Source organism: Agrobacterium vacciniicorymbosi, assembly GCF_040427045.1.
Taxonomy (GTDB): domain Bacteria; phylum Pseudomonadota; class Alphaproteobacteria; order Rhizobiales; family Rhizobiaceae; genus Agrobacterium.
In genome coordinates this window covers 96,894-110,095 of record NZ_JBETMF010000008.1, presented here as the reverse complement: position 1 = coordinate 110,095, position 13,202 = coordinate 96,894, and the positions used below count along the sequence as shown (strand labels likewise).

13 protein-coding genes are annotated in these 13,202 nt (G+C 58.3%); 8 read left to right on the top strand and 5 right to left on the bottom strand.

What is annotated here, in order from left to right; genetic code table 11:
• Window positions 1-116: 116 nt before the first annotated feature.
• Genes lysS through ABUK73_RS14105 form a run of 4 tightly spaced genes read left to right on the top strand, consistent with a single transcriptional unit; the run spans window position 117 to window position 3,394 of the window.
• On the top strand, window positions 117-1,616 hold the full coding sequence (lysS, locus tag ABUK73_RS14120) for a lysine--tRNA ligase (RefSeq protein ID WP_353577957.1): 1,500 nt from the start codon (window positions 117-119) through the stop codon (window positions 1,614-1,616).
• A gap of 35 nt (window positions 1,617-1,651) precedes the next feature.
• A complete protein-coding gene (locus ABUK73_RS14115; protein WP_353577836.1) occupies window positions 1,652-2,335 on the top strand; it encodes a GNAT family N-acetyltransferase in 684 nt (227 codons plus the stop codon).
• Complete coding sequence (locus ABUK73_RS14110) at window positions 2,332-2,544, top strand: hypothetical protein (RefSeq protein WP_113089937.1); 213 nt, start codon at window positions 2,332-2,334, stop codon at window positions 2,542-2,544. Before ABUK73_RS14115 ends, ABUK73_RS14110 begins: the two co-directional genes overlap by 4 nt.
• Window positions 2,545-2,578: 34 nt before the next feature.
• Window positions 2,579-3,394, top strand: a complete 816-nt coding sequence (locus tag ABUK73_RS14105; RefSeq protein ID WP_353577835.1) for a suppressor of fused domain protein — start codon at window positions 2,579-2,581, stop codon at window positions 3,392-3,394.
• 9 nt (window positions 3,395-3,403) lie between these two features.
• Here the strand turns inward: ABUK73_RS14105 and ABUK73_RS14100 are convergent, their stop codons facing one another.
• The 3 genes from ABUK73_RS14100 to ABUK73_RS14090 form a co-directional block, all read right to left on the bottom strand.
• Window positions 3,404-4,702: a nickel/cobalt transporter gene (locus ABUK73_RS14100; RefSeq protein ID WP_353577834.1), complete on the bottom strand. Its 1,299-nt coding sequence runs from the start codon at window positions 4,700-4,702 to the stop codon at window positions 3,404-3,406.
• The gene (locus ABUK73_RS14095; RefSeq protein WP_353577833.1) at window positions 4,696-5,343 is read right to left on the bottom strand and encodes a DUF1007 family protein; all 648 of its coding nucleotides are present in this window, start codon (window positions 5,341-5,343) and stop codon (window positions 4,696-4,698) included. Before ABUK73_RS14095 ends, ABUK73_RS14100 begins: the two co-directional genes overlap by 7 nt.
• A 92-nt stretch (window positions 5,344-5,435) precedes the next feature.
• Window positions 5,436-6,329 (bottom strand): LysR family transcriptional regulator, encoded by an 894-nt coding sequence (locus tag ABUK73_RS14090; protein ID WP_113089344.1) that lies wholly within the window; start codon window positions 6,327-6,329, stop codon window positions 5,436-5,438.
• A gap of 541 nt (window positions 6,330-6,870) precedes the next feature.
• Between ABUK73_RS14090 and odc2 the strand changes: the two genes are divergently transcribed.
• The 3 genes from odc2 to ABUK73_RS14075 all read left to right on the top strand — a co-directional run bounded on the left by odc2 (window position 6,871) and on the right by ABUK73_RS14075 (window position 9,859).
• Window positions 6,871-8,004 (top strand): ornithine/lysine decarboxylase, encoded by a 1,134-nt coding sequence (gene odc2 / locus ABUK73_RS14085; protein ID WP_113089345.1) that lies wholly within the window; start codon window positions 6,871-6,873, stop codon window positions 8,002-8,004.
• A 252-nt stretch (window positions 8,005-8,256) separates the two neighbouring features.
• On the top strand, window positions 8,257-8,823 hold the full coding sequence (locus ABUK73_RS14080; RefSeq protein ID WP_353577832.1) for a GNAT family N-acetyltransferase: 567 nt from the start codon (window positions 8,257-8,259) through the stop codon (window positions 8,821-8,823).
• A 166-nt stretch (window positions 8,824-8,989) separates the two neighbouring features.
• On the top strand, window positions 8,990-9,859 hold the full coding sequence (locus ABUK73_RS14075; RefSeq protein ID WP_353577831.1) for a protein-L-isoaspartate O-methyltransferase family protein: 870 nt from the start codon (window positions 8,990-8,992) through the stop codon (window positions 9,857-9,859).
• 28 nt (window positions 9,860-9,887) lie between these two features.
• Here ABUK73_RS14075 and ABUK73_RS14070 read toward each other — a convergent pair whose 3' ends face one another.
• Window positions 9,888-10,943, bottom strand: a complete 1,056-nt coding sequence (locus ABUK73_RS14070; RefSeq protein ID WP_353577830.1) for a bifunctional transcriptional activator/DNA repair enzyme AdaA — start codon at window positions 10,941-10,943, stop codon at window positions 9,888-9,890.
• Between the two features lie 265 nt (window positions 10,944-11,208).
• Between ABUK73_RS14070 and ABUK73_RS14065 the strand changes: the two genes are divergently transcribed.
• Window positions 11,209-11,865, top strand: a complete 657-nt coding sequence (locus ABUK73_RS14065; protein ID WP_454892375.1) for an OmpW/AlkL family protein — start codon at window positions 11,209-11,211, stop codon at window positions 11,863-11,865.
• Window positions 11,866-11,871: 6 nt separating this feature from the next.
• On the opposite strand, the gene ABUK73_RS14060 is transcribed toward ABUK73_RS14065, so the two are convergent.
• A complete protein-coding gene (locus tag ABUK73_RS14060; protein ID WP_353577829.1) occupies window positions 11,872-13,035 on the bottom strand; it encodes a hypothetical protein in 1,164 nt (387 codons plus the stop codon).
• Window positions 13,036-13,202 lie beyond the last annotated feature (167 nt).

Here is a 13,202-nt window from a genome sequence, read left to right as displayed (position 1 = left end):
CCCGAGAATGACGACGGTGGGCGATTGACCCAAAGATAACGATGCGGAGAGTGTGGGCGCGCAGGCAAAGACGACCGCACCAAACAGAACAACACAGCCCGAAAAAGGCCCCGATGATGACCGACAAGACACCCGAAACGACCGCTCTTTCCTCCGACGTAACCGAAGTCCGCCGCCAGAAGCTGGCGATGCTGCGTGAGAAGGTTGGCGATGTCTATCCCGCCCATTTTCACCGCACGCTGACCAATGCCGAGCTGGCGGAAAAATATGCCGAGATCGAGCCTGACGTCGAAACCGGCGATACCGTCACCGTTGCGGGTCGTGTTTATTCCAACCGCAATTCCGGCATGTTCATGGATATCCATGACGCCTCCGGCAAGGTTCAGATTTTCTCCCACAAGGACACGACGCCGCAAGAAGCCCGTGATCTGCTCCCGATGATCGATATCGGCGACATCATCGGCGTGACCGGCAAGGTGCGCCGCACCAAGCGTGGCGAGCTGACGATCAATGCCGAAGAAATCACCATGCTGACCAAGTCTCTGCTGCCGATGCCGGAGAAGTGGAGCGGGATTTCCGATATCGAAATCCGTTATCGCAAGCGCCATCTGGATATTCTCTCGAACGAGGAATCCAAGCTACGTTTCCAGCAGCGGTCCAAGATCATTTCCGGCATTCGCCGCTTCATGGAGGAAGAAGCCTTCCTCGAAGTCGAGACGCCGATGTTGCAGACCGTCTATGGCGGCGCGACGGCTGATCCGTTCAAGACCTTCCACAACACGCTGAAGATGGACATGTATCTGCGCATTGCGCCGGAATTGTTCCTGAAGCGCGTGCTGGTGTCGGGCCTGTCGGACAAGGTGTTCGAAATCAACCGTAACTTCCGCAATGAAGGTGTTTCCACCCGGCACAATCCGGAATTCACCATGATGGAATGCTACTGGGCCTATGCCGATTACGAAGACATTATGGGTCTTGTGGAACGCCTGTTCGAAACGCTGGCCATTGCCATCCATGGCACGACCGAGCTTGAATTCCAGGGCAAGACGATTTCCTTCAAGGGTCCGTTCAAGCGCGTGCCGATGCCGGATGCGGTGAAGGAAGCAACGGGCATCGACTTCCTGGCCATCAAGACCGACGAAGAAGCCCGCGCTGCCGCCAAGGCCGCCGGTTTCGAAGTCGAGAAGGATGCGACATGGGGCGAATGCCTGGCCTTCATCTTTGAAGAAAAAGTCGAGGGCACGCTGATCCAGCCAAGCCACGTCACGCATTTCCCGAAGGACATCTCGCCCTTCGCCAAGGAAGTGCCGGGCGAGCCGCGTCTGGTGGAGCGTTTCGAGAGCTATTGCAACGCCTGGGAGGTGGGCAACGCATTCTCCGAGCTCAACGACCCGGAAGAGCAACGCAAGCGCATGGTCGAACAGCTGGAACAGGCGCATGCCCGCGGCGAAAAGGACAAGCAGCTGGACGACGAGTTCCTCGACGCCATCGACCAAGGCATGCCGCCCGCCGGTGGCCTCGGCATCGGCGTGGACCGCCTGATCATGCTCTTGACCAACGCACCGTCCATCCGCGACGTCATTCTCTTCCCGGCCCGCCGCCAGAAGGCGGATTGATCAGCTTGTAGGCTTTGCCATTGATGAGGACAGGAATGCGCGATCTTTCTACATTCACCGGATGCCCGGCACCACAGCCAGTGACGCTGGAAGGCCGGTTCGTGACGGCGGTGCCGTTCGATCGCGCGGCCTATCTCGAAAAACTGTGGGATGCGCTTGGCGGGCTCGGCATCAATGATCTGCTGAAATATTTCCCGCAGGATGGCTTTCTCAATTCGCAGGCTTTCGGCGACTGGATCGAAGGTGCGCAGAGCGCCTTCGGCTGGGTGACGCTGGTCTTCATCGAAAACGCCACCGGCGAGGTGGTGGGCATGGCCAGCTACATGCGGCCAGACCCGAAGAACGGTGTGGTGGAAGTGGGCTCTGTTGCCCATGGCGCAAAGATGAAGCGTTCGCCGCTGGCAACCGAAGCGCATTATCTCATGGCACGCCATGCGTTCGATGATCTCGGTTATCGCCGCTACGAGTGGAAATGCCACAATGAAAACGAAGCGTCCAAAGCGACTGCCAAGCGTTACGGCTTTCTGTTCGAAGGCGTGTTTCGCCAGCACATGATCTCCAAGGGAGCCAACCGCGATACGGCGTGGTTTTCGATGATCGACAGCGAATGGCCGCTGATCAGACAATCGTTCGAGGCATGGCTGGCACCTGAGAATTTCGACGCTGATGGGGTTCAGAAGCAGAAGCTCGAAGATATACGTGCAGGGCTTGCGGCATGAACGGTTCCGGCACCAACAAATCCGCCGCCATCGCCGCCATCGCCATCATCCTCGGCTTCGGTCTGCTGTTCTTCATCCTGCCGACGGTGACGCTATGGCTGGCCAACCACTATTCGGTCTGGGTAGCGGCGGTGTTCGATGCCATCGCTGTGCTGGCATTTTTCCTGATCTTCTGGCTGCGGGCACGCTATCAGCGGCGGCATCGCTAGGGAGTACCGATCAACGATCTTCGAAAGGACATTCATGGCTCTGTTCAAATTCCTCACCGGCTTGTTTGGCTCAAAAGAAGAAAACAAAGCGCCTGATCTAAACGGGCGTGAGGCGGAGTTGACCGCTGCTGAAGAAGAGCAGTGGGACGAACAGTTTTTCGAAGAAAGTTGCCGCAAGCGCGATCAGTTCTGGGCGGCTGTTGGGCACGTCGAAACCGATGTGCTCTCTCATCTCATCAGCCCATCGTTTACGGGTGGTGCAGAGTGGCCAACGACACGCCAAGCCTATCGCGTGATACGTCGGAAAAACACGATCATCATCGCAACGGACGGGCTATCAGACCCGTTTCGTGGGGTCTCGGGCGGCGAAAACGGCTTCGAGCTGGAACTGTTCATCGAGACGCCCGATATCTATCCTGCTGACGCCGGGCAGACCGGAGATATCAGCAGCATTGGCAAAAGCTGGGCATTCGAAATTCTCCAGAATGTTGCAGGGACTGTGGCCGGTGCCGGTGGTATCAACGGGCAGCTGGATCGTTACACTGTCCTATCGGTTGAAGTTCCTGGTGTGAGCCAGTCTCATGCCGTGCAGACGCAGGTGCCGAAGCGCTTCATCACCGACGATGATTGCATCGGTATTCTGATCGGCGCGCCGCAGCCGAATTTTCCGACCGAGATTGCCGATATGCCGCTTTCACCGGTCAGGATCGTCCCAATCGCCATCATAACCGCCGCGGAACTGAATCATATTCGTGCCAACGGTGCCAATGAGCGCATTGCTCTGGCGCAAAAGCTTGCAGAGATTGGCATCGGCAATGTCAGCGCCTTCCTGCGTCCGGATGCGCTCTAAGCATTTGCCTTAAACCTGAAGCGATGCACCCAGCAAGGCGAGGCCCATCAGCAAGACGAACAGCGCGCCTGCGATTTCTATGCCGTTGGTGATGCGTGACGCCTTTGTGCTGCCGGAGCCAGCGAGGCGGACCGCGACGTCTTTTGCTTTCACGGCCAGAATGGCGAGGGCCGAAACGGTGATGGCGGTGCCGATGGACATGGCCAGCACCGAGAGGACGCCGCCCATCAACAGGCCGTTCAACACGGAAAAGCTCATGACAATGATGGCGCCGGAGCAGGGGCGCAGGCCGACGGCGATAATGGCCGACCATGCTTCTGCCAGGCTGAAATTGCGCGATTGCAGCAGCGATGGGTCTGGCGCGTGGGCCTTGCCGCAGGCGTTGCAGATGTCACCGCTGCCGCTCTGTTCGTGATCGTCAAAGACGGGCTGGCCCTGAAAGCGAAGGCCGCTGCCCATTCCGGTTCTCAACGAGGCTGTTCTGGCAGGGGCGGCGGTTTCGAGCGCGAGTCCAGGGGCCGGTTCTGCCCTCACCATCAGGCTACGCAGCTTGCGAAACAGCAGCCATGCGCCAAACAGCGCCACCATGGCAAAGCTTGCGATTTCCATGGCCTGCGTGGCCTTGGTCATTGTGATGGAGGTGCCGCGCAGCACCAGATAGGCCGCGCCGACAAGCGCAATGGCGACAGCGCCTTGCAGCAGGGCGGAAATGAAGGAAATGACGATGCCGCGTTTCAGCTGCGTCTCATTGGCAATCATATAGGACGAGATGACCGCCTTGCCGTGACCGGGGCCTGCGGCGTGGAAAACGCCATAGGCAAAGGACAGGCCGATCAGCGAGGTCAGCGCCCACGGGTCTTCCCGCATCGCCTTCAGCGCGCCGGTCAGCGCCCGGTAGAAGGTTTGCTGGTGAACGTTGATCCACTGAAAGAGTGGAGCGAGCGGCCCGCCGATGGAGATGGAGGGTTCCGCCGAGCCGATGCCGAGGGGGGACTGGGCGTGGGCGGTGGAGAGGGTGAGGAAAAATACTGCGCACGCGATAAGAAGAAGGCGAGCGGCTGTGGAGGCTTTTATGAAACAACTCAGCTTGGGGCTTACCCCCCTCTGCCCTGCCGGGCATCTCCCCCTCAAGGAGGGAGATCGACCTGTGGTTACCCGGTTGCCCATCTCAAACGCTGCGGATGGGCGGTGGAGCTCACGCCCAGCCAATCTCCCCACCTGTGGGGGAGATGCCCGGCAGGGCAGAGGGGGCTGGCTGTTGGCGCTGACGGACACTTGCGCGCGAAACGCGCTTATGACCCTCAGCATGACAGCTCCAGCCGTGTCGCAAAGAGTTTCGTCATATCCGTGCCGGTGGGGTCGTTGAAGAAGGCGTCGGTGAGGTTGTTCTGGTTCTGGGCGATGATCTCATCCGGATCGGGGCGCACGACCTTGTGCTTGCAGGCAGCCAGATGCGGGCCCTTGACGACGATGTCGGTGTCCTTGGCGAAGTCGATGGCCGTGTACATGGTCGGGTCCCATGCGCCGAAGGTAAGCGTGCCCTTGACCGGCAAAGGCTTCTGCGGCTTGACGGAGAAGAACATCAGGATCTGATTGTCCTTGTAATCGACATGGATGGCATCCGGCTTGCCAAAATCCACGGCTTTGCCGTTCTGGGTGATGAAGGTGTAATAGGAAAATTCGGCCAGCGACTCATGGACGGTATTGCCGATTTCGGTCAGCTCTTCCTTGTCCAGCTTGGCATCGCTGTTCTTGTCGTAATCCAGCACCACGCTTGCGGAAAACATTTCGTCGAAGCGCCAGATATTGCGCACTTCCTGTATGGTGCCGTCCGATCCCTCAATGATTTCCATGCGGGCTTCGGCAAAGATGTGAGGGTGCGCCATGGCGGAAAAGGGTGCAAGGCAGGCGGACAGGCATGCAGCCAGTGGTAAGATCACGTTTTTCATGGATGTCTGACTGTCTCGACTATCGAATCTGGTTTCTGAGTTTAGCGCCAAATGGGACCGAATTTCGGCTTAGCTCAACATCGGCTCGAAGATCACGCGTTCTTCCGGAACCAGTTGGCGAGATAGTCCACGAAGCTGCGCACCTTGGCGGGCAGGTAGCGACGGTGCGGATAGACGGCGTAGATACCGCGGTCGCGGGAGATATAGTCGTCGAACAGGGTCACGAGTTCGCCGGACTGGATATGGGGTTTGGCGATGAAGTCAGGCACGATGGCGATGCCGAGACCGGAGCGGGCGGCGCGCAGCGTGGCTTGCGGGCTGTTGACTTCAATCGGGCCGGTAATCGCCACCGAATTGGTGCCGCCGCCGGGTTCGAAATAGCGGATGTGGTTCTGGAAGCGGGAATTGGTATCGACGATGCAGGGTACCTTGCCCAAATCCTGCGGCGAATTCAGCGGGCCATGGCGATCCACGAAATCAGGTGTGGCCACGGCATAGACCCGGAAGTCGGCCAGCTTCTTGGCAATCATACCGGAATCTTCGAGCTTCGTGATGCGGATGGCCATATCGAAGTTTTCTTCGATCAGGTCCACGAATCGATCCTCCGCAACGATCTCCATCGACAGTTCCGGGTTTTCCTTGGCGAAATCAATGAGGCTCTGGCCGATTTCCGCATCGATGAAGGTGCGGGGCACCGATAGCCGCAGCTTGCCTTTCAGGTCCGCATTGTTCTCGCGCACGAGGTCGGCGAGGTTGTCGATTTCCTTCAAGATGTCGGAGGCGGTGCGATAGTAGGTGTGACCTGCTTCGGTCATGGAAAACTGCCGGGTGGTGCGGTTGAGAAGCAGCGCGCCGAGATCATCCTCCAGTTCCCGCACATATTTCGACAAAAGGGCCTTGGAACGCCCGGTTTTGCGGGCAGCGGCGGAAAAACCTTCCGCTTCGACAACATCGATAAAGGCTCTGATGCGGGTGAGGGTGTCCATCGAAGTCTCCTGTTTGTTCCACATAATTGAACGCTTGAGCCTCAGCGTTCAAGAATAAAAGTGTGTGCTGAAAAAATCCGCATCATGATGAAAAATTCCCTTGATTATGACTGCGAATATTCTTATCTCCCGGTTGCCCAAAGTCGCACGTGCCCATGTGTGTCCGCCGAGTCCTCGATGTGGTGAGGAAATCGGTAAGGTACCTGGAATTAACCCCTCCAGTCGCTATTCCGGCCAACCGGAAAATGCGAGGACATACGAAGCAACGACGGTGCGGGCCTTTCTGGTTCTCTGCCGGCTTTCCATCAGCCGGGGTACTGAAGAGGCACACCATCATTGCCGTAAGTGCGGTTGGGAATATTCCCTCCAATCCCATGGCAGACAAAGCCGAATAATGCTCTGGCAGGGCGTTGTTCATATTTGCGCCTTGAGCGTATGCAAATGATTCTGCGCCTCCACCGGCTGAATCGTCGCGCATATCTTGAGCGCCCTTTGTCCTCCGGAATTTTTCCGGAGTCGGAACATTCGAGGGAATATAACGATGACGACTGCACGCATCCTCGACTTCATCAAGACCCGCCGTCCAGAAGGTCCCTGCCTTGTGGTTGACCTAGACGTCGTGCGCGATAACTTCCACGCGTTCCGGCACGCCCTGCCAAACAGTGCGATCTATTATGCCGTCAAGGCAAACCCGGCTCCTGAAATCCTGAAGCTGCTGGCTGGCCTCGGCTCCAACTTCGATTGCGCCTCCGTGGCTGAAATCCAGATGGCGCTCGATGCCGGTGCGACCTCCGACCGTATTTCCTACGGCAACACCATCAAGAAGGAACGCGATGTTGCGCGCGCTTTTGCGCTCGGCATTGATCTCTTCGCCGTGGATAGCCATGAGGAAGTCGAGAAGGTTGCCCGTGCAGCCCCCGGCGCCCGCGTATTCTGCCGCGTTCTGACCGATGGCGAAGGCGCCGAGTGGCCGCTGTCGCGCAAGTTCGGCTGCGTTCCGCAGATGGCTGTCGATGTTCTGGTCTATGCTCACCAGCTGGGTCTGGAATCCTACGGCGTTTCCTTCCACGTAGGCTCTCAGATGATGAACCTCGACGCATGGGATGCGGCTCTGGCCGATGCCAAGCGCGTGTTCGGCTCGCTGGCTAAGCAGGGCATCCACCTGCAGATGGTCAACATGGGCGGCGGTTTCCCGACGAAGTACCTGCGTGACGTGCCTGCTGCTGAAGAATATGGCCATGCCATCGACACAGCGCTTCGCAAGCACTTCGGTAATCAGATTCCGAAGACCATCATCGAGCCCGGCCGCGGCATGGTCGGCAATGCCGGTGTCATCAAGGCGGAAGTCGTGCTTGTTTCGCGCAAGTCCGACAATGACAACCACCGCTGGGTGTTCCTCGACATTGGCAAGTTCGGCGGTCTGGCCGAAACCATGGACGAAGCCATTCGCTACCCGATCCGCACCGAGCGTGACGGCGACGAGATGGAGCCTTGCGTTCTGGCCGGTCCGACCTGCGACAGCGCCGACGTGCTCTATGAGAAGAACATGTACCCGCTGCCGGTTTCGCTGAGCATCGGTGACGAAGTTCTGATCGAAGGAACGGGCGCCTACACGACCACCTATTCGGCGGTCGCCTTCAACGGTTTCGAGCCGCTGAAGTCCTATGTGATCTGAGGAATTGCCGCCTGTCTGGGGCAGGCGGCTTTCGACCAGATCCTCCCGTTCCGGCTTTGCCGATAGCGCTTAGGCGCAAACCCTGCTTGCCGCATCCTCTGTCCAGCCGAGGAAGACGCGTTTAAGCGGGCCGGAACGGTCACATTCATTGTTTATCGCATGTCGTTATCGCAAACCGCTCAAGATTTTTGCGCGACGTGTTTTCATTTTAGGGTGCCGCTTTCGTGGGCGGCTTGGTAACGGGAGGCCGGGATGGCCGCTGTTCTCAACACTGTACGTGCATTCTTCACGCCGCAGACATTTCATATCGACGCTGAAAATCCGGGCGATGTCGTGGCCCGCGAAACGCTGCTGGACCGCGTCATGGGTCCGGGCCGTCGCCGCAAGTCGTCTGAAAAGCTGCGCGCTGGCCGCGTTCCCGCCGAAGGTCTGGCCCTGGTGGCCCGTGATGAGGACGGCCATGTCATCGGCACCGTGCGCCTGTGGAACGTTCAGGCTGGCGTGACCCGCGAAGGCCGCGCTGTCGATGCGCTGCTGCTCGGCCCGCTTGCCGTCGATTGCGCCCATGAGGGCAAAGGCATCGGCTCTGCGCTGATGCGCGCCGCCATCGCAGAAGCCGCCAAGCGCAACCACGGTGCCATCCTGCTGGTTGGCGATGCGCCTTACTACGAGCGCTTCGGCTTCTTCGCCGGCCACACCCAGCACCTCGTCATGCCCGGCCCGTTCGAGCGTTCCCGCTTTCTGGCGCTGGAACTGAAAAAGGACTGGCTGGACGGTGCTGCCGGAATGCTGGTGGCCAACGGGCGTAAGCTTTCCTGAGGCGATGCCGGGTGAGGGGTAATGCCCGTGCCCTCCCGGCCCGGATATACGGGCAATTTATAATGCTGAAATATCCCGGTGATGCGCTCTGCGCACGCACCTGTCGCAAAACTGTCGCTTTGATCGGCAATTTTGCGACAGGGAATTGTTCATTGGAGTTGATCTGATGATGACACCGGATGACTTGAAAATCGTGCGGCGCGCTTATGCGAAGCAGATCACGGCTGCTGTGAGAGTTGCCGATGAGCGTATCGAAGCTGCCTTTGCAGAGGTTCCGCGAGAGGATTTCCTCGGTCCCGGCCCGTGGCCAATCTTCCGGATGCGGCAGGCCTATGTTCCGACCCCTGCCGCTGATCCGGTCTACCTTTACACCGACGACATCGTTGGCATCGTGCCGGATCGCCATATCAACAACGGGCAACCGTCCCTTCATGCCTACCTGCTTTCGCAGGCCGCACCGCGAACAGGCGAACATATCGTGCATGTAGGCGCTGGTGCCGGATACTATTCTGCGATCATGGCAAACCTCGTTACCCAATCCGGCAGGGTAACGGCCATTGAGTTCGATACGGATCTGGCTGCTCGGGCACACGAAAATCTCACTTCCTGTCGGAATGTTTCCGTCATTCAGGGCGACGGTAGCTCCGTGGCTTTCGACGCAGCCGATGTGATCTATGTCAACGCTGGTGCAACGCGACCGGCGGATCTCTGGCTGGACCGGCTCAATGATGGTGGAAGGTTGATCCTGCCACTGACGACCGATCTTGGATTTACCGGCAGCAATTGGAGCAACATGCACCGTCGCGGGGCGGTGTTTCTCGTGACACGCAGCGGTGAGGAATTTCACGCGAAATGGATTTCGCCCGTGTCGATCTTTCCCTGTGAAGGGATGCGTGATGTTGAATCAGAAAGAGCGCTGGCGACGGCATTTGATAGCGGGGAATACAGGAAGGTCACGCGGCTGTATCGTGCTGACGACGTGCCATCCGACCAATGTTGGGTTCGAGCTCCCGGCTGGTGCCTCGCCTATGCTTAGGCGATTGCATGAACTGGGCCGTTTCCTTTTATCCCCCAACAAACTGCCGTTCGATCTCGATGAGTTTCTGCTTCCGCCACAGCCCGCCGCCATAACCGGTGAGGGAGCCATCTGCGCCCACCACACGGTGGCAGGGGATGATGAGGGCAATCTGGTTTGCGCCGTTGGCGCGTGCGACGGCGCGGGTTGCGGATGGTCTGCCGATGGCGCGTGCGATTTCGCTATAGCTGCGGATTTCGCCTGCGGGAATGGCGCGTAGCGCATCCCAGACATTGCGGGAGAAATCGCTGCCGTGGAGGGCCAGAGGCACGGTGAAGTCCGCCGATGTGCCGGAGAAATAATCGGCCAGCTGCGCTTCGAGGATCGCGTGCGGGTCAAGCTTGCCCACGCCGAGTTGACCCTTGGACAGGTCGAACAATTTTTTCAGCTCGCCGGAAAGCGCCTTGCGATCCGTAAATTCGAGGAGATGGATCGCGCGTTCGTCGGCGACTGCAATCATCGTTCCAAGCGGTGTCGATAGCCAGTGGGCCTGCAACAGGGCATTGTCCGCCAGCCGCCCCGGTGCCTGCCCGATGAGGCGGGAAAAGGCGGTGCGGAAAGCGGAGGGCGAGGAGAAACCCGCATCCTGCTGCGCGTCGATTACCCGTCCGCCATCGCTCAAGGTTTCGAAGCCCCGTCGCAGGCGTTCCAGCCGTGCCATTTCCAGAAAGGTCATGCCGAAGTGGCGTTTGAAACTGCGCCTGACGGTGGATGGGTCGAGGTTCATGGATGCGACATCCTGCTCGCTCCAGCGCCGCTCGGGCTGCTTCGAAAGGGCGTCCAGAAGCGTTGCGATGGCTGGGTCGGCATTGGCAGCGGGGGCGAGAGGGTGACACTTCAGGCAGGCGCGAAATCCGGCCTCCATACATTCGGCCACGCTGCAGAAGAAGCGGCAATTTTCTGGCTTCGGCTTTCGTGCGGGGCAGGTGAGGCGGCAGAAAACGCCGGTCGAGGTGACACCGACATAGGCGCGGCCATCATAGGACTGGTCGCGGGCAAGCAGCGCTTCGTAAAGGGTGGTTGTATCTGGCAGAGCGAACATCATGCCTCTTTCTACAGGCTCCCCTGCGCCAAGGCAGACGGAAATCGGGCGTCTATTGAAATAAATGCCGCATGGTCATGGCCTTTGGAACGGCTGATTTGCAATCGTCAAATCCGCCGTGTCGGGCGTGCAACAGTGTGTCTTGCGGCGCTTTGGTGTTGATCTATCTCAAACCGGTTTCTCCATGAAATCGGATAGTCCGGGCGAAAGACTATTCGATCAAGGAGAGACTATGATGAAAAACCGGAACCGGCATATCGCCACCCTGATGGCAACTGTGGCGTTGATCGTTGCTGGCACGTCTGCCATGGCGGCTGATCTGGCGCCGCTTGCACCCGCTCCCACGGCGGAAGAGGCGATTGCGGCGGCCAGCCCCTGGATGATCCGTGTGCGTGGTCTGGGTGTCATCACCCATGATAGCGGCACCATCAATGGTGTGCCGGGTGCGGGGCTTGCCTATTCCGATACGGTCATCCCGGAATTCGACGTCAGCTATTTCTTCACCGACAATATTGCCGCCGAACTCATTCTCGGCACAACTTTCTCCAAGATCAAGACGACGGGCGCGCTGGGTGAGATCGATGTGGGAAAGACATGGCTTCTGCCGCCAACTGTTACCCTGCAATATCACTTCACCAATTTCGGTGCCTTTAAGCCCTATGTTGGCGCTGGCTTGAACTACTCGCTGTTCTATCATCAGTCGGAGAAAGTCGGTTTCAGCAATCTCGACGTCAAGAATGATTTCGGTGCCGCCCTTCAGGTCGGTTTCGACTATATGGTGACCAAGAACTGGGGCGTGAACTTCGATGTGAAGAAAATCTTCCTCGAAACCAAGTGGAGCGCCGATATGGGCGGCACGCCCATCAGCGGCAAGGCCAAGCTTGACCCATGGCTGATCGGTGCGGGTGTGACCTATCGCTTCTAAGCGTTGCTAGAAGCTGCCGCTGAAGCGGGTTGAAATCGTGCTGCCGCGATACGCGGCAGTCTCGTTATATTCATCATGCAACAGGCGCGAGAATTCCACTTCCAGCTTGCGATCATGGCCCGCATCATAGGCTAACGTCGCGACGAGACGTCTTTCGCTGCTGTTGTATTCGTACAAAATCCAGTCCTTGTGGGTCCGCTCAAAAGACAGGTCGAAGCCGAGTTTCGGGGTGAGTTTGGTTTTCATGACCGCTTTCCAGCGACGCTGAAATTCGCCGAGCGAATCGTCCAGATCGTAGAGCGCGTAATCCTGCGAGAAGGCGGCGGCGAAGGCCAGCTTGTCGTTGAGTGCCCATTCGGCTTCGGCGCGCAGATAGGGGCGGGTGCGCTTGACCTTGTCGCCGATCTCATCCCCCGCAATGGTCGTCAGGCCAGCTTCCATCAGGATGGCGAGATTTTTGCCGAACTTGCGGCCATAGGCCAACGAACCGCGAAGATTGGTAGCGGGAAAGCGGTCATAGATTTGCTGCTGGCTGTCCGGTATCAGGCTGGCATTATAGGCAAGCGTTGCCCCCACTTCGCCGCCGCCAAGCGCGCGGACGTGCTCTGCCTTGAGACCGAGCAGCGCTTCATTCGCTTCCAGCCTGGCAGGCAGAAAATAGCCGGGGCGAAACCGCGCCTTGCCCTTCATGAGGCCGGTGTAGCTGGCGGTCAGTGTGTTCTTGCCGCCAAAGGCCTCCAGCGTGGCTGAGGTGGAAAGGTCGAGCTTGTGATCGAGACGGCGATAGCCGATGATCTGATCCGGCAGCTTGAGAAATATATCGCCCGCATCGCTGCGCGTGCCGCGCATCTGGGCGCTCCACTCCAGCCGGTCGGAGAGTTTCTTCGTCAGCGTGAAGTTCACCCAGCTATTATGCTCATTGGCAATGCCATAACGAGGAACGCGCACTTCCTGATGGTTGAAGGAATAGCCGAATTTGGTGCCTTCCCGCTCGATCTCGCCATCGATACCCAGCGTGGTGCGCAGGCTGAAGGCAGCTATTTTATAGGTGTCACTGAAATAGTTGGTGTCATAGGCCGCTTCCGTATCATAGGTGATGCTGGGGTCCGCAGCCGCGATGCGCGTGCAGGCACCGCAGAGGAGCAACGCAACAACGATGCGCAGGACCATATGTATCTCCAATAACTAATTGAGAGATATCTTATAGATAGATGGTTAACAACATGTCGCATCGTTGAGTGCGGAGTGCTGGCGGGTCAGGGCCTGGCAATTGAAAGTCGTTATGAAGTCTTCATTCCAATCTTCATTAAAATTGAAACTATTAATATTAACGATTT